Here is a 17,512-nt window from a genome sequence, read left to right as displayed (position 1 = left end):
TTTTTTCTATATTTACTATAAGGATCTTCAGCTGTTTTAGAACTGTTTCAGGAATCTGCTGTCGTTCTCATACAGAAGACGCATATCATCGATCTCATATTTCAGAAGTGCGATACGCTCCAGACCTACACCAAAGGCAAATCCTGTATACTCATCCGGATCGATTCCGCACATACGGAGAACATTCGGATGAACCATACCGCAGCCAAGGATTTCGATCCAGCCGGAACCTTTACAGAAACGGCAGCCTTTTCCGCCGCATTTAAAGCAGGATACATCCACCTCTGCACTTGGCTCTGTGAACGGGAAGTGATGCGGACGGAATTTTGTCTTGGTTTCCGGTCCGAACAGCTCTTTTGCAAACTCCTGAAGAGTTCCCTTAAGGTCTGCAAAAGTAACGTTCTTATCAATAACAAGACCCTCGATCTGATGGAAAGAAGGAGAATGTGTTGCATCCACCTCATCAGAACGGAATACACGTCCAGGTGCGATCATACGAATCGGAAGCTTGCCCTTCTCCATCTCACGTGCCTGAACCGGTGATGTCTGGGAACGAAGCAGAATGGAATCATTGATAAAGAAAGTATCCTGCTCATCTCTTGCCGGATGATTCTCCGGGATGTTCAGTTTTGTAAAGTTATAGTCTGCATACTCAACCTCCGGACCTTCTACAACCTCATATCCCATTCCAATGAAGATACGTTCAACTTCTTCCAGAGCGATAGTGTTCGGATGACGATGACCGATCTTTGCCTTCTTTGCAGGAAGTGTTACATCGATAACCTCTGCTTTCATCTTCTCCTCACGGACTTTTTCCTCAAACTCTTTCCTGGAAGTTTCCAGAAGCTCCTCGATTTTTGCTCTTGTCTCATTGACAAGCTGACCAACCTTCGGACGCTCCTCCGGAGCGACATCTTTCATACCTTTTAAGATTGCTGTAAGCTCACCTTTTTTTCCAAGATATGCAACACGCACATCGTTCAGCTTATCCAGGCCCTCGGATTCCTCGATCCGTTTTCTGGCGTTCTCAGCCAGTTCCTGAAGTCTTTCTTTCATATCCATGGTCTTATTTCTCCTTTAAAATTTAAATGTTCAAATGATACACAGCCTGATCTGAAAAATCCGGAATCAGGCAATAAAAAAACCGTCCCTTATAAAAGGGACGGAATATCCGCGGTACCACCCAGTTTCCCGTAAAAAAATCACGGGCATCTCCTGACTGCTTAACGCGCAGCACACGTCATCTCCTACTGCTACTTCAGAGAGGAAGCTCCGGTGGGAAATTCAAGGATCATCTGAACCCGGGGAAGCTTACAGCCGATGACTTCCCTTCTCTGTGAGAAAATAATCCTCTCTAGCACCTTCACAGCTTTTTCTGTCTTTTAATACTATGCCACAAGGTCTGCTTTCTGTCAAGCGCAAATCAGGATTCTTTGGAATCTTTGGATTCGTCAGCATTCTTCTCCGCTTCTCTTTTGGCAAGCAGTATTTTGACAGATTTCTGTGCTCTGCGGAACTCATTTTCAAAGTACGCGTTGATCTCTGCGCCATAAAGAATCAGGTTCATGCACACGTAAAGCCACAGCATTACCATGATCAGTGCTGTCAGGCTTCCATACATATTTCCGAAATTCGGAAAAAATTCAAAATACAGGGAAAATCCGTAGGAAAAAATAAGCCAGGCCACTGCAATGATAAAAGCTCCCGGCAGCTGACTCTTAAAAGTTGCCTTCCTGTTAGGCAGCACCTTATAAAGAACCAGAAAAACCACAATAAGAACTGCAAACACCAGCAGTGTTCTGGCTCCCATAATCTTCGCCATCAGACTTCCAAGAATAGGAATTGTTTTCTGCGCTGCCACCTGTATCCTGTTTCCGAGAACCAGCATCAGAAGGCTGACAATAATGGCCAAAACGAACAGCAGCATGTAAAAAACAGAATATATCCTGTTCATCAGCCAGTTTCGTGTCTCCTTCACATGATAGATTGTATTCAGGCCATTAGTTATGGCCTGCATTCCTTTTCCGGATGCCCACAGTGCCATCAGAGCAGACAATGGTACGATCGCAGTGCTTCTTTTATATACCTCAACCACAATACTCAGCACAAATGTCTGAAGATTTCCCGGGACGAATCCTACGATTGCATCCCGGACAACATTGTAGCTTAATGGTGTATAGCGGATGAGTGTTGTAAGAAACAGGATAAACGGAATAAACGACATAATAAGAAAGTACGCCGCCTGGGCAGCATATGCACTGACATGATCTCCGTTGGCCCGCCTCACAAATCCCAGCATGAGCTGAATCACATTTCGCTTCTTTTTATCCTCGTCCATGCTGACCCCCTCGAGTTTCTTTTTTTACCAGGAAAAGCGATCAAAACAGATTTTATCCTGGATCTCCGGAAAAGGTTTCACTTCCGGCTGCACACTCTTATGCTCACCAATCATCTTCTCCATCCATACCATATGATACCAGCGGTTGAATTTGTAGCCGCATCTGTGGAACATTCCCACTCTCTTGTATCCAAAATGTTTATGAAAATCCACACTGGCATTGGTAAGGTACTCATCCTCTTTCTGAGGAACTGCAATGCAGGCGTTCAGATTGAGCACTCCCATCTCAGCCAGAAGACTCTCCAGAGCGCGGTAAAGCCTTCCACCTGCACCGATTCCCCTTCTGTCATGCTTCACATAAATGGACATCTCGGCACACCATCCATAGGCACTCCTCGGATGAAAGGCAGAACCATAGGCATACCCCAGGATCTCTCCGTTCTCTTCTGCCACAATATATGGATATTTCTTCTGGATATCACGGATCCTTCCCGCGAATTCCTCCACGGAAGGCGTCTCATACTCAAATGTGACTGCTGTCTTCTCTACATAGTAAGAATAGATCTCCACAAGTACTGCTGCATCATTTTCTCCGGCTACACGTATCTGCATTGCTCCTCATACCTCTGTTTCTTTCACTGCCTTCCTCCAGACCGGCAGCATTTATTTTACAAAAAACCGATAAATTGTCTCGGAACTGTATTCCTCTCCCGGACGCAGAATCGGAGAATGAAAATCTTCCACATTTACTGCATTAGGCTCAACCTGTGTTTCCAGGCAAAATCCGTCACGCTGATGGTAAACATGCCCTTTCTTCCCCTTCTCGTCTATAATAAAGTTGCCTGCATAAAACTGCACGCACGGACAATCTGAAGAAACTTCCATTCCAATACCTGACTCCTTACAGTATGCACTGGCAATGGCACGTACATTTCCCCTTGCATAATTGTCTGTCACATAGTTGTGGTCATAACCGCCAGTCAGCTTCAGCTGTTCAAAATCAGCCTCAATGTCTCTTCCGATAGGTTTGGAAACATTAAAATCCATCGGTGTTCCCTTAACAGATACATATTCCCCTGTAGGGATTGACTGGCTGTCTTTTACAGGAGTGAAATATTTCGCATGGATGCAGACTTCCTGATCCAGCACATTCCCGCTTCCCTCTCCATTCAGATTAAAGTAGGAATGGTTGGTCATATTAGCTACAGTAGCCACATCAGAACGTCCTCTGTAAATAATCTTCAGTTCATTCTCCTCTGTAAACTCATATTTCACAACAACAGTAAACTCTCCCGGAAATCCGTTCTCTCCGTCAGGACTGATACGGAAAAAGTCCACACTGTTCTTCTCCTGGGAGATTTCTTTTACCTCCCAGAGCTTCTTCTCAAAACCATCCGGGCCGCTGTGCAGGTTATTATGATTCTCATTCTCAGCAAGAACCACTTCTTTATCATCAATAAAGAATCTGGCATTCTCAATACGGTTTCCGCTTCTTCCGATGATCGCTCCGAAAAAGCATCCGTTCACTTCATAGCCTTCGATATCATCATATCCCAGAACCACATCTCTAAGTTCTCCGTTCTTATCCGGAACACATATCTTCGCCAGAATCGCGCCAAACGAAAGCACCTCTGCATATGCTCCTGACTTATTCTCAAGATGATATATCTTTATTTCTTCCCCTGTGGGAAGTGTTCCAAATTTTCTTTCAGAAACACCCATACTATAATTCCTCCCATATATGAAAAAAGAGCCATTAACCGGCTCTATGTCTTTAACCGATTAATCCCAGGATGCCGTTCCCTTATTTTTGACGCCTAGCAGATGCTAGGTGGGTATCCTCAACAGTATCTTCTGCCTACCACAACGTGAGGTCTGACATCCAATCTGCGATCTTGGATTCCCAAAATGTCAATGTAGGTTCAAAAAGAAAAGGGGGATCGAACATTCCAGGATTCGGTTTTCGTTGTTTTTATTATAAACCAGTATTTGTGCTTTTTCAACAGAAAATACACGATCTTACTGATTTTTATTATTTAATGGTTACTGTTCAGTGAACAATAGCAAGAATATCTCTTACTGCATCCGGCATATCCGGTGCATCCACAACTCTGTCATGAAGTACAGGAGCAGTACGGATCTCCTCAACTGCACGCGGAACCGGAACTCCGGAAAGGCTGGAAAGTGCATCTACAAGACCAAAATCATCCAGATCTTTATGCTCCTCTCCAAGAGCTTCCATTACACTTCTTGTAAATTTATACGGACTTGCTGTGGAAGCAATAACAGTCGGTGTATGATCATCTGTATCGCTTACATATTTCTTATATACGCCGGCTGCAACTGCTGTATGCGTATCAATCACATAATTGCTGCCTTTATATGTCTCGCTGATTGCCTCGGCAGTCTCATCTTCGCTGCAGAAATTACCGTAGAAATCCTGAAGCTGTGCTTTCATCTCGTCCGTGATCGTGTACTCACCGCCCTCGCTTAAAGATTTCATAAGCTCTGCACATTTCTCAGCATCCTCACCTGCGAGACGGTAGATCAGGCGTTCCAGGTTGCTGGAGATCAGGATATCCATGGACGGAGATGTTGTAAGGATAAAGTCACGTTTTCTGTCATATGTTCCTGTACGGAAGAAATCATAGAGAACACGGTTCTCATTGGATGCACAGATCAGTTTATGGATCGGAAGCCCCATCTGTTTTGCATAGTATGCAGCAAGGATATTTCCGAAATTACCGGTAGGAACTACCACATTGATTTCCTGGCCGTCCTCGATCTTCCCATCATGTACCAGTGTTGCATAAGCATATACATAATATACGATCTGCGGAACAAGACGTCCGATATTGATAGAGTTTGCAGAGGAGAACTGGAATCCTGCCCTGTCAAGCTCTGCTGCCATCTCATGATCATTGAACATCTTCTTAACTGCAGTCTGGGCATCATCGAAATTGCCTGTGATTCCCACAACATAAGTATTTGCCCCCTTCTGAGTTACCATCTGCTTCTCCTGAATAGGGCTTACACCATGCTTCGGATAAAATACGATGATCCTGGTTCCCGGTACATCTGCAAAGCCAGCCATTGCTGCTTTACCTGTGTCGCCGGAAGTTGCGGTGAGGATCACGATCTCATTCTTGACGTTATTCTTCTTCGCAGCTGTTGTCATCAGATGTGGAAGGATGGAAAGTGCCATATCTTTAAATGCGATGGTAGCGCCGTGGAACAGCTCCAGGAAATAAGCCCCGCCTGCCTCATGAAGAGGAGCGATCTTCTCTGTATCAAATTTGCTGTCATATGCCTTATTGATACAGTCTTTTAACTCTTCCTCTGTAAAATCTGTAAGAAAACGGCTCATAACTTCATATGCTGTTTCCTGATAAGTCATCTGTGCCAGCTTCTCCATTGGCACATCAAGCTTGGGGATGCTGTCAGGCACGAACAGTCCGCCGTCCTCAGAAAGGCCTTTCAGTATGGCCATAGACGCTGTAACTGCCTGCTCTTTTCCTCTGGTGCTTTTGTACAATACCTGCATTGGTGTTCCGCCTTTCTATTTGTAAAATATTAGTTTCTTTCGAACTTCACCACATTATAGCATGGAATTACGGAAAATGCCACCACCTTTTAAAAAAGATTCCTTCCGGTAACTCCGCACGCTGAATTCCCGAAAAAAATCCGCCGGCCTCTTTAAGGTGCCGGCGGTATTTTCTGTGCTTAACATACACTTCTTATTTGTATGTATAAAATTCGTGAACTCCATACTTGAAAAGTTTCTTAAGATCCTTCTCAAACCATTTCACATTATGAGCTTCTGCTGCAGATTTCTGAATGAAGAAAAGTGCCCCTTCTGAATAATCTGTTCCTTTCAAAGCCTGCTTCACAGCTTCCCTTGTCTCATCAGAAACTGTAACTTCATTAATCCTTCCGTCATAGGTTGGTGAGAACTGCGGAACTCCGTCGCTGTTATCCCAGACAACCTCTGTTACTGTATCCGGAAAATTCTCGCTCTTTACACGGTTCATGATCACATTGGCTACCAGAACGCGTCCCTTGATATCCTCGCTTCCAGCCTCTGCCTCTACAATGCGCAGCAGTGTGTCATAATCTTCATCTGACATCAGAGTAGGATTCTCAGCAAGTGTAATAGATCTTGCATCCAGTTCATTTACCTTGTTCTCCATAGAAGAACTTACATTGAGATCCGCTGCAGTTTTTTCGACTTTTTTTACTCTTTGTCCTACGATCACCTGCTCACAGGAGCTTCCGATCCTGGTGACAGTGCTGCCGGATGACAGTGTATCCGAAACTCCGGTAACAACTCCTGCAATTCCGGTAGGAACTGCCACTTCCTCATCCGATGAATCCGAAGAAACGACCTTCGTATCAGAAGCTGCATAAACCTTGCCGCTGCTATTTTCGCTAAACACTTTTGTCCCCAGAGAAATAACCATCGCCAGCACCGCGAACAGAGTCAGCACTGCAAAACTGCGCACGGAATTTCCTCTGACCTTTTCATTTTTACGATCGTCCTGTCCTATGGCATCCTCACGTAAATCTTTTTTACTTTTCATAATCTCATTCCTTGCGTTGAATTTTCTGCAACGATCATTCCGGAATCAGATCTCATAGCCCCATTATTATCTGTTTCCAAAAGAATACGAATCGTTACGTTTTTTTTGCTTTCATCACTTTATCTGTAACATTTCTGTAATGTATGAGAAAATTATATTTAATAAAAGCAGCTATGTCAAGCTTTTTTGCCTATTTCTGCATGCTTCGGAGGTATTTTCGTGTTATCCACAGTTCTTCCACATTCATTCCACATTGAATCCACATGGAATTACTTGGTTATCCACATACATGCTGTTTCTCTCTGAATCGCAGAACCGGTTTTATCCTGGCAAAATGTTTCTCTCTCACACAAAAACAGGCAGATAGACTTCACATTTCCTTCGAATATCGTGCACGTGATCTCCGAAAAATGTACTTCTATCTGCCTGTCAGGACAATTTCTTCTCTTGTTTTACAGCTCTGATTATAGTATTGCAGCTTCAAACAGTCAAGCTATTTTGCCCGACTGTTTTTGACAATATTTTTTTATTTTCAGCGGTTATTGATCGCTGTTACCAGCGCATCGATGGACGCACGGATAATATCCGGGTCAACACCAGCACCCCATGCAAGAGTTCCGTCTGGTTTACGGATTCCGACATAAGCAATAGCCTTTGATGTGGAACTCTGCTCCAGCGCATGCTCCTGATAGGTCTCCAGTGTATATTTCAGCTCGTAAGCTTTCTTCAGTGCGTTGCTGACTGCATCCAGACGACCATTTCCGGCAGCCTCTGTGACAATGGTTTTTCCACGGAATGTAGAAGTTACCCGTGTTACAATGCCGCCGTCTTTCTGCTGGAAATGAACCTCATTGATGCTGTACGGCTCAACCACATTCTCGAAAGTAGATTTGAACAGACTGAAGATTTCATCCGGATGAAGCTCTTTGTGCTTGTGGTCGGATACTGCTTTCGCTGCATAGCCCATAGCCTCGCGCATTTTCGGAGGAAGGTTCAGGCCGAATTTTGTCTCCAGGATATATCCTACGCCGCCTTTTCCGGACTGGCTGTTGATACGGATAACATCTGCATCATAGTTTCTTCCCACATCTGTCGGATCGATAGGCAGATACGGCACTGTCCAGTGTTCCAGATCGCCGTTTTCTCTCCAGTGCATACCTTTTGCAATGGCATCCTGATGAGAACCGGAGAACGCTGCAAATACAAGAGCTCCGCTGTACGGACTTCTTTCGTAGATCTGCATTCCTGTACATTTCTCATAAACCTCGCAGATATGCGGCATATCAGAGAAATCGATCTTAGGATCAACGCCCTGTGAATACATATTCATACCAAGTGTTACAATATCTACATTACCTGTACGCTCACCATTTCCAAACAAAGTACCCTCGATTCGGTCAGCACCTGCGAGAAGTCCCATCTCAGAATCTGCAACGCCGCAGCCACGGTCATTATGCGGATGAAGGGATACGATGACATTTTCACGGTATTTCAGATTATCACACATGTACTCAACCTGGCTTGCGTAAACATGCGGCATGGAATGCTCAACAGTTACAGGCAGGTTGATAATCGCCTTATTATCAGCAGTTGGTTTCCATACATCCAGAACTGCGTTGCAGACCTCAAGTGCATACTCCGGCTCTGTTCCTGTGAAGCTCTCCGGGCTGTATTCAAACTGGAAGTTACCCTCAGTCTCATCTGCAAGCTTCTTCAGAAGTGCAGCACCGTCTACTGCAATCTTCAGGATCTCTTCTTTTGATTTCTTAAATACCTGCTCTCTCTGAGATACAGATGTGGAATTGTATACATGAACGATTGCTTTCGGAGCACCTTTTACAGCCTCGAATGTTTTACGGATGATATGTTCTCTGGCCTGTGTCAGTACCTGGATAGTTACATCCTCAGGAATCAGATTCTGCTCGATCAGTGTACGAAGAAACTCATACTCTGTCTCAGAAGCTGCCGGGAAACCTACCTCGATCTCTTTAAAACCGATCTTTACAAGAAGCTTGAAAAACTCAACCTTCTGCTCCAGGCTCATCGGGATCACAAGTGCCTGGTTTCCGTCACGAAGGTCTACAGAGCACCAAATCGGGGCTTTCTCTACATATTCTTTTTCTGCCCATTTCATACATTTAACAGGCGGCATGTAATACTGACGTTTGTACTTAGATGGTGTCATCATTTTTGTTTTCCTCCATTTTCTGTTTCCAATTAATCGTTTGATTTTTTACTTTCAGGCATAAAAAAATCTTCCGGCTCTGCAGATTCTGCAAGAGACGAAAGACAACTGCTGTCCTACGCGGTACCACTCTTATTTCATGAATAAAAATTCACACACTTAACAGATACGGAATGTCAGCGACATTCTTATATCCTCTCCTGATAACGGTGGACACCGTCTGTGTCTACTCTCTTATAAAAAGATTTCGGACAGATGCTCCGAGGCGAGTTCCACAAATCCCTTCCGCTGCTTCTCACCGACCAGCAGCTCTCTGTGCTCCGTTCGCTGTGTACTATTCCTCATCAGTGCATTTTACTTATTGAAACTGGTACTAGGGTAACATGTTACAGCTGATTTGTCAATGTAAATTTTCGTTTTCCGGTCAATCGATATCCCATCCAGTAAACGGCTCCGCCGATACCTCCACCAAGAGTATTATATGTCAGATCAGAAACCTGAAATGTTCCAAGTCTCAGGAACAGCTGCAGAGATTCAATTGACAGCGAAAATACAAACGTGATCTTCAATCCCGTCCACACCGCATTCCGGAAAGTTGTTTTTTTCAGGATACACTTACCCGCAGTCCAAAACAGCAGAATCGTAAAAGGAATAAACAGCATCAGATTCTCAATACACTCCGTTGTAAGATTTCTGGTACCATCATTTCCATATTTCCAGATCCACCAGTTTCCCATCACATCAGAAAGTGGATTCATCCACATATCCCTGTTCAGCAGCGTACGGAACAAGATCATGGTTGTATAAAAAATCAGGAAAAACAGTTTTCGAAAAAAAGCACTGCCCTTAAAAAACTGCCACCACACTGAAAAAGCACCCCTGATCCCTCTCCCTCCTGTCTCATTATGATAAGAAAAAAGATAAAAAAACAATACCAGTACAGACAGGATCACGGAAAACCAGAAAGGCTGGTATAAAGCTGTCAGTACACTTGTAATAATACTTGCTATGATGTCTTTCATTGTATGTCCTCTCTCTTTTTAAACGAACAGCTCTCACAGATTTATCTGACAGACCTGCCCGGTCTTCTTACGTATATTACTATAATTCTTCCGTAAAAGCCAGATATATTTCTACTCTGGCTTGCCACAAAATATTATCAATAAATTATACTTCCTGTACTTTGCCGGAGTCACACCTGCAAAACTGCAATATTTTATTATTTTCAGCAAGTTTTTATTATATTTTATCAATATAATATGCTATAGTCTATAGTAAGAAAAAACAACTCGGAGGTATTTTTTATGGAACATGATCTGAAAAAAATCATAAGCCAGATGACCCTGGAAGAAAAAGCCGGCATGTGCTCAGGCCTTGATTTCTGGCATCTGAAACATGTAGACCGCTTAGGTATCCCGGAAGTGATGGTCAGCGACGGCCCTCACGGACTTCGTAAACAGGATGACAAAGGCGATCATCTCGGAATGAACGACAGTATCAAGGCTGTCTGCTTCCCACCTGCTGCTTTAAGTGCCTGCTCTTTTGACCGTAAGCTGATGGAAGAAATGGGCGAGACTATCGGAAGGGAAGCTCAGGCCAATGATGTATCCGTAGTTCTCGGACCAGCTGTAAATATCAAGCGTTCTCCACTCTGTGGAAGAAACTTTGAATATTATTCCGAGGACCCATATCTCGCAGGCGAAATCGCGGCCGCTTTTGTAAACGGAGTACAGTCCCAGCATGTCGGAACCTCCATCAAGCATTTTGCAGCAAATAACCAGGAATACCACCGTATGAGCAATTCCTCTGAAGCTGATGAACGTACTTTGCGTGAAATTTATTTTCCGGCATTTGAAACAGCTGTAAAAAAAGCTCAGCCATACACCTTCATGTGCTCCTACAACCAGATCAATGGCACTTTTGCATCTGAGAACAAATGGCTTCTCACAGATGTCCTCCGCGGTGACTGGGGCTTCAAAGGCTATGTAATGTCTGACTGGGGCGCAGTTAATGACCGTGTCAAAGGCCTGAAAGCTGGCCTTGAGCTGGAAATGCCATCCTCAAACGGTGCCAATGACGCACTTATCGTACAGGCTGTAAAGAACGGTTCTCTGAAGGAAGAAATACTGGATCAGGCTGTAGAGCGTATCTTACGCATCATCTTTGAATACGCTGATAACCGCGCTCCGCAGGAATTCACTATGGAAAAGGATCATGAGGAAGCTCAACGCATTGCCGAGGAATCCATGGTCCTTCTGAAAAACAATGCACAGATCCTTCCTCTGAAAACCAATGAAAAAATTGCTTTCATCGGCGGTTTTGCCAAAAAACCACGTTTCCAGGGCGGCGGAAGCTCCCATATCAACTGTTTCAAAATTACAAATGCGCTGGATTCTGTTCCTTCTGACGCACAGGTTATCTATGCAGAAGGTTTCCCTGCAGACAAAGATCTCTACGATGACACACTTGCAGCAGAAGCACTTAAAGCAGCAGGCGAGGCTGATAAAGCTGTGATCTTCGCAGGACTTCCGGACAGCTTTGAATCCGAAGGATATGACCGTTCCCACATGAGACTTCCGAATTGCCAGAACCGTCTCATTGCTGAGATCCTCAAAATTCAGCCAAACACAGTAATCGTTCTCCACAACGGTTCCCCTGTGGAAATGCCCTGGCTTAGTGATGTGAAAGGCCTTCTGGAGGCATATCTCGGCGGCCAGGCAGGCGGTGCTGCTGTTGCAAACATCCTTTACGGAAAAGTAAATCCAAGCGGTAAACTTGCAGAGACCATGCCTCTTAAGCTGTCCGACAACCCTTCTTATCTGAACTTCGGCGGCGGCGAGAAGGTCGAATACCGTGAAGGTGTATTCGTAGGCTACCGTTATTATGATACAAAAGAAATGGATGTAGCATATCCGTTCGGATACGGACTTTCCTACACAACTTTCGCTTACAGCAATCTGAATATCTCCAACGGGAACCCGACAGAAAAAGATACCATCTCTGTTTCCGTTGATGTTACAAACACAGGCGATATGGCCGGAAAGGAAGTTGTGCAGCTCTATGTAAAAGACTGCACCAATTCCGCGATCCGTCCGGAAAAAGAACTCAAAGGCTTCGAAAAAGTTACCCTGGAGCCAGGCGAAACCAAAACTGTAACCATGGAACTGGATAAAAGAAGCTTTGCATGGTACAACACAGATCTTCACGACTGGTTTGCAGCAAACGGCGAATATAAGCTCCTTATCGGCGCATCTTCCAGAGATATCCGTCTGGAAGGCAAAATCCAGCTGAACAGCAGCCAGGAGATCCCGATGCATGTTCACATGAACACTACCCTCGGTGAACTGTTCCGCAACCCGAAAACTTCCGAAACAGCCAAAGAACTTACTGCATCCTATCTCTCTGCCATGAACGACGGTGAAGAATCTGCCTCCGAAGCAGCTTCTGAAGCCATCTCCGAAGAAATGACCCTGGCCATGACCGACTCCATGCCGCTGCGCGCACTGATGAGCTTCGGCGGATTTTCCAGGGAGGAACTTCTGAGTATTATTGAAAAATTAAATAAACTCGTATAATTTTTTATATTGCTTCAATAGTCTCAAAAATTGTACTGACAGAAAAAGCTGGCAGAGTGGAATCCTGGTTTTACATTGACACAGGTTTCGCACTTCTGTCAGCTTTCTGTTTTTCTCCGTACTGCTTTCGATAATTCCTGGCGGAGTTCCTCGTTTGGTACAAATGCCTTATGGTATACCTAATCATATCCAAGATTCGTATATTCCAAAAGCCCGGTTTTATCAACATATATCTCCGAATTTAAAGCCTTCCGAAAAGCACTGTTATCCGGATTGACAAATCTTCCCATATTTTACACACCCTTTATATTCCGATTCACACCACTCAAAACACTTTTATTGTTTATCATTTATTCTATTGTCTGAGGTATAAATTCAATAGTTTTGTTTACTCCTCCTGTTCTCTTTATTAATTCATCTTGTCCCATCATTAATATAAGATTCTTTATTAATTTTCCTAATGCACGTTTATCATCTTCATTTTCCCGGTAATAAAAAATCTTTGTCTGAACATTATCATTACAAATAAACATCTTCAAAATATCTTTATCTGTAACATCCAGAGAATGACCAAAAATATACAGATTATGCCTTCTACTTTTCGGAACATCCGGCTGAAGTAGTTTGCATCCGCCATTCCTACTGCCGCACCGATTTCATCCACAGTCATGTCCGTAAAGCGAAGCAGCTGCTTGGCTCTGGTGATTCTTTTCGAGATGAGATAACTGTTGACCGTAGTTCCGTAGGATTCTTTAAAAATTTTTGATAGATAGAACTTATTGATAAAGAAGTGTTCAGACAGATCATCCAGTGCGATTTTCTCCGTGTAATGCTCGTCCAGATACTCCTTCACAGCTGCCAGTTCCAGCCGCTTCCGAGATATTGTAATACTCTCTGGATGCTAAGACTGTTCCATCAGTAAGGTGAGTAAAGTCCCTAGCTTCTCATTAATTCGCATATCTCGTATGTAATCAGATGAGGAAGCTAAGTTATAGAGGTCTGTTAGAAGCGATGTAAATGGTGTTAAATCATCTGGATGAAACACAGGCCGACCGCCTCGCTCTTTGTATTTTTCATATACAGCCGGAAGGGACGGTGCATAGAAGTGGCACCACTGGAGCGACCAAAGGTCATCCGAGGTGGAATGACTGTAGGCCTTTCGGCAGTCAATGAACACACAGTCTCCCTCGCTCAACTGATAGGTCTGCCCCTCGTAGGAAAGTTCTCCCTCGCCAGACAGAACGATAAAGCAAAGAAACGATACCAAATCCTCTCTCTGGGATATATGTGGGTGAACAGCCTGCAAGGAGCCGACCTCCTGCAGATGGAGCAGCGATGTTCTTGCAAAGGTTGATGGGGTGTAAAGGATTCGGGAGGAACTTACGGAAGAAGACTGTGGGTTAAATAGTTCTTGGTCCATAAACTGCTCCTTTCCAATATCACTTTTTCCTTCGCTTATATCCAACTGGTGGAACGGCATCCTTGGGAATATGCCACGGTGATCCTTTTCCATCTTGATTACAGTTTGGAATTTTACCTTCTCTGCACCACTTGGAAACTGTAGCCTGCGTCACGCCGTATTTTTCAGCAAATTCCCGTGTTCCTATTGCCTCACTCATTTATGTAGCCCTCAAATAGATGCATTCAAATATTACTCTGTAATCTTTCAAGCAAAACTCTTCTATTACAAATCAGCAAATAAATCCACTTTGTACACGCCGTCTTCCAACATTTTCTTGAAGCTATCCTTTACAGCTGCAACATCCTCATGGTAGGTCATGCCGTACCATGTATCATTAGTCTTCAGAACCTTCACGGACATTTTTCCCTGCTCCAGCAGATCACCGATGAAAATAGGAATCAAATACTCTGCTTTCAGCGGATTTCCTGGTACTTCCTTCTTGAAAAACTCTTTGAAGCCCTGCTCCAGGACTTCCAAGAACTCTGGAGTTAATCCCCACATATTCATAGAAACCAAAGAATTCACATCAACGACTACGCCGTCTGCCTCCGCTCCAGTTACAGTCTTTACGATATTCTTGGTCTCCACAACCTCAGTTAGATTGTTTTCCTTATCCATCTTGCAGATACCACGGGTCACGCCACCATTGTCGGAAAGTGTATTCTTCAGCACAAAACCTGCCATGCAGGATTTCCCGCCATTCACCAGATACTCATGAACCGCCTTGAAACCTTCCTTGCCATAATAATCGTCTGCATTGATCACAATAAACGGGGTCTTGATGACCTTCTTTGCGGCAAGCACTGCCTGACCAGTTCCCCACGGCTTTGTACGGCCTTCCGGCAGAGTGCCCGGAATATCGTTAATATCCTGAAAAGCGTAGTCTACAGTTACATCATGAGCGGAGCAAATAGCTGCAATACGGTCACCGATAACCTCTTTAAACTCTTTCTCAATATCCTTGCGGATAATAAATACCACATGGTTAAAGCCTGCCTCAATTGCATCATGAATCGAGTAATCCATGATGATATGATTTGAAGCATCCACCGACTCCAACTGTTTGATTCCTGTTCCAAAACGGCTACCGATACCGGCCGCCATAATAAGTAATGTTGTGTTCATATTTTTCTCTCTCATATCTTAACAATGTTGTTTTACCATAAGTTTCGTTCTTCACATCTCAGCCAATCAGAATTGATCGTTGCCTGCTGCTCACCACGGAGAGGTGTGTGAAGATTTGAGCAGCTACCGTGTGAATTTATTCACACGGCTTTTTCTATTATCTATTATTCCATAGATATGTGTGTCCTCGAACTAGCTCTTGAAGTTTTTAGTTTATAACAACCCCAATATATGATTCCACCTATCAATCCCCCAGCTGTATTAGTCACTAAGTCAGATATTTGAAAAGTTCCGACACGAAGGATAATTTGACACACTTCTATACTGAGCGAAAATAAAATGGAAATCTTAATTGTCCTATAACAGATTTGCAAAAATCCCTTCTTTCCTTTGAGAATTCTATCTTTTAATGCCCAAAGCATAAGCATTGAAAACGGAATAAACAGAAAAACATTCTCTATTAATTCTGTGCTTAAGGTGCCGTCAGAAAAATGAAAACTCCAATTTCCCAGGACATTTCCTATTGGATTCCCCCAAATCTGACGACAAAATATGGTTCTAAAAAGAATTAAGCAAGTGTATACCGCCAATATATAAATTCTTCTATATTCTTTGGATTTTTTAAATTCGTTCATCCAATTACTAAGCACTGCTTTCAATCCAATCTTTTTCCACTCTGTATACAAAAGCATAAAAAGTGCCGCCATAACTATAGATACAAATAAATATTGATAAAGTGTCGAGATGATATTGACACAAATTTTATCTACTATAGCATACATCTGTCTCTCCTTATTTTTTTATCTTTATCAAGAATCCATTAACCATAGAAAGTGCTGCATCATTTTTTAATGCCAAGAGTGCAGTGATGTATACTATAATCGACATTAAAATTTTCACAATAAGATTTACGATAAATGAAGTCAAAAAAACATCACAAACAGCAGAAACAATAATAATCCCAATGCATCCAATAAGCAGACTTATTACATAGTGCAAAGAAACCTTTATTCTTAATACTTTCCTCACATAAAAGTATTGATAAACACACATTAGTACTTCAGCTAAAAGAGTCGTAAATGCAGCTCCGTTTTGTTTGAGAGTTCCAATTAAAGCAAAATTCAAAACAATATTCAGAACTGCGCTCATTATAGTTCCTTTTAAAACGACCGTTTCTTGTTTCATTGGCAGTAAAACAGCATTAGTATAATACGTTGCAATCATTGAAAACGCCAAACTCACACTTAAAATTCTTAACGATGTTGCAGCTTCTGCATATGATGCTCCAGCGATAATTTCAATTACAGCATCAGATGTAACAAATATTCCAACCATCACTGGAAGCAATATCATCATGAACATCTTAAAAATATCAATTGCTGTTTTTTCATACTCTTTCTTGTGATTTGTTGCAAGATAATTAGATAATCTTGGTAACGCCACGAGAATAACTGCCGCTATACAGCTTTTCAGCACAGTATAAACATTAACAGATGTTGAATACAAGCCCACATGAAATTCATCAGACAAGAAGCCAAGTATTGTTTTATCTGAGTTAACATATATTGTCGTTGTAACCGTAGATGCAAAAATTATCATGATTGGCTTAATATGCTTTTTCAAGTTAAGATTTCTTGTGAAACGTATCTTTACATATTTTTTAGCATGAAAAAAATTAAAAATATTGGCACCTGCATTAGCAATAACTGTTGTTGCTGCATATGGAACATAATCAGATTCATTATGAACAAACAAAAACAGCAACACTAAAGCAATAATATGTACCACGAGAGAACGCACCGTAATATATGCATAATCTTCGACAATCGAATAAAGCCATGTCACACCAATCAGATTACCAAATATCGCCAAACTCTGAACGGCAATCAAAGGTATATACGAGTGAAACTTAGGAACAGCAACGACCACAATAACAAGAGCAATAATTGAAATCGCAACAGATATTATATTGATTGAAAACATTTCACTGGAAAATGCTTCAAGATCTTCTTTGCTATCTCGTACCCTTGCTCCTTCTCTGATTGCATATGTTGCTATTCCCAAGCCTGCAATCAGCACAAAATAACTCACAACAGAATTTGAAAAATCCACTTTTCCCATATTCTCGACTTGCAAAACACGTGCAGCATAAGGATATGTTATAAGTGGAAATATAACTGATAATATTGTTTTCAATCCATTCAATAATGCATTGACTCCAATAGACTTCTCTTTTCTTTCCATAAA

The 17,512-nt window shown here is 42.7% G+C and carries 16 protein-coding genes, 1 other RNA gene and 2 other annotated features; of the genes, 1 reads left to right on the top strand and 16 read right to left on the bottom strand.

Annotated features, from left to right (window positions below):
• Window positions 1-36: 36 nt before the first annotated feature.
• The 9 genes from pheS to AC04Q4_RS01745 all read right to left on the bottom strand — a co-directional run bounded on the left by pheS (window position 37) and on the right by AC04Q4_RS01745 (window position 10,125).
• Window positions 37-1,056, bottom strand: a complete 1,020-nt coding sequence (gene pheS / locus AC04Q4_RS01785) for a phenylalanine--tRNA ligase subunit alpha (RefSeq protein ID WP_173739141.1) — start codon at window positions 1,054-1,056, stop codon at window positions 37-39.
• Between the two features lie 99 nt (window positions 1,057-1,155).
• Window positions 1,156-1,376, bottom strand: a binding site (T-box leader).
• 47 nt (window positions 1,377-1,423) lie between these two features.
• Entirely contained in the window at window positions 1,424-2,338 is a 915-nt protein-coding gene (locus AC04Q4_RS01780) for a YihY/virulence factor BrkB family protein (protein ID WP_173739136.1), read from the bottom strand.
• Between the two features lie 24 nt (window positions 2,339-2,362).
• A complete protein-coding gene (locus AC04Q4_RS01775; protein WP_173739135.1) occupies window positions 2,363-2,950 on the bottom strand; it encodes a GNAT family N-acetyltransferase in 588 nt (195 codons plus the stop codon).
• Between the two features lie 51 nt (window positions 2,951-3,001).
• A complete protein-coding gene (locus tag AC04Q4_RS01770; protein ID WP_195456731.1) occupies window positions 3,002-4,060 on the bottom strand; it encodes an aldose epimerase family protein in 1,059 nt (352 codons plus the stop codon).
• A 59-nt stretch (window positions 4,061-4,119) separates the two neighbouring features.
• A non-coding RNA gene (ssrS, locus tag AC04Q4_RS01765) (6S RNA) lies at window positions 4,120-4,297 on the bottom strand.
• 91 nt (window positions 4,298-4,388) lie between these two features.
• On the bottom strand, window positions 4,389-5,882 hold the full coding sequence (gene thrC, locus AC04Q4_RS01760) for a threonine synthase (protein ID WP_173739133.1): 1,494 nt from the start codon (window positions 5,880-5,882) through the stop codon (window positions 4,389-4,391).
• Window positions 5,883-6,075: 193 nt separating this feature from the next.
• Window positions 6,076-6,918 (bottom strand): cell wall hydrolase, encoded by an 843-nt coding sequence (locus AC04Q4_RS01755; protein ID WP_173739132.1) that lies wholly within the window; start codon window positions 6,916-6,918, stop codon window positions 6,076-6,078.
• A 532-nt stretch (window positions 6,919-7,450) separates the two neighbouring features.
• Window positions 7,451-9,106, bottom strand: coding sequence for a 2-isopropylmalate synthase (locus tag AC04Q4_RS01750; RefSeq protein WP_173739131.1), 1,656 nt, complete (start codon window positions 9,104-9,106; stop codon window positions 7,451-7,453).
• Window positions 9,107-9,193: 87 nt separating this feature from the next.
• Window positions 9,194-9,460, bottom strand: a binding site (T-box leader).
• A gap of 29 nt (window positions 9,461-9,489) precedes the next feature.
• Window positions 9,490-10,125, bottom strand: a complete 636-nt coding sequence (locus tag AC04Q4_RS01745) for a VanZ family protein (protein WP_476388367.1) — start codon at window positions 10,123-10,125, stop codon at window positions 9,490-9,492.
• 282 nt (window positions 10,126-10,407) lie between these two features.
• Here AC04Q4_RS01745 and AC04Q4_RS01740 point away from each other — a divergent pair, with 282 nt between their 5' ends.
• Window positions 10,408-12,678 carry a glycoside hydrolase family 3 C-terminal domain-containing protein gene (locus tag AC04Q4_RS01740; RefSeq protein ID WP_173739129.1) on the top strand — a complete coding sequence of 757 codons (2,271 nt, stop codon included), beginning with the start codon at window positions 10,408-10,410 and terminating at the stop codon, window positions 12,676-12,678.
• A gap of 350 nt (window positions 12,679-13,028) precedes the next feature.
• On the opposite strand, the gene AC04Q4_RS01735 is transcribed toward AC04Q4_RS01740, so the two are convergent.
• From AC04Q4_RS01735 to AC04Q4_RS01705, 7 genes are all read right to left on the bottom strand, one after another.
• Window positions 13,029-13,211, bottom strand: coding sequence for a hypothetical protein (locus tag AC04Q4_RS01735; RefSeq protein WP_476388366.1), 183 nt, complete (start codon window positions 13,209-13,211; stop codon window positions 13,029-13,031).
• Window positions 13,212-13,213: 2 nt separating this feature from the next.
• Window positions 13,214-13,531, bottom strand: coding sequence for a helix-turn-helix domain-containing protein (locus tag AC04Q4_RS01730; protein ID WP_476388365.1), 318 nt, complete (start codon window positions 13,529-13,531; stop codon window positions 13,214-13,216).
• A gap of 48 nt (window positions 13,532-13,579) precedes the next feature.
• On the bottom strand, window positions 13,580-14,098 hold the full coding sequence (locus AC04Q4_RS01725) for a cupin domain-containing protein (protein ID WP_476388364.1): 519 nt from the start codon (window positions 14,096-14,098) through the stop codon (window positions 13,580-13,582).
• Between the two features lie 19 nt (window positions 14,099-14,117).
• Window positions 14,118-14,297, bottom strand: coding sequence for a helix-turn-helix domain-containing protein (locus tag AC04Q4_RS01720; RefSeq protein ID WP_423783164.1), 180 nt, complete (start codon window positions 14,295-14,297; stop codon window positions 14,118-14,120).
• A gap of 65 nt (window positions 14,298-14,362) precedes the next feature.
• The gene (locus AC04Q4_RS01715; RefSeq protein ID WP_476388363.1) at window positions 14,363-15,265 is read right to left on the bottom strand and encodes a sugar phosphate nucleotidyltransferase; all 903 of its coding nucleotides are present in this window, start codon (window positions 15,263-15,265) and stop codon (window positions 14,363-14,365) included.
• A gap of 164 nt (window positions 15,266-15,429) precedes the next feature.
• Window positions 15,430-16,047 carry a VanZ family protein gene (locus AC04Q4_RS01710; protein ID WP_476388362.1) on the bottom strand — a complete coding sequence of 206 codons (618 nt, stop codon included), beginning with the start codon at window positions 16,045-16,047 and terminating at the stop codon, window positions 15,430-15,432.
• A gap of 10 nt (window positions 16,048-16,057) precedes the next feature.
• Entirely contained in the window at window positions 16,058-17,509 is a 1,452-nt protein-coding gene (locus AC04Q4_RS01705; protein WP_173738724.1) for a flippase, read from the bottom strand.
• Window positions 17,510-17,512: the final 3 nt, after the last annotated feature.

This window comes from Blautia sp. HA8986, from assembly GCF_056504635.1.
The sequence above is the reverse complement of the archived record's forward strand: the minus strand, read 5'-3'. Positions and strand labels throughout refer to the sequence as shown.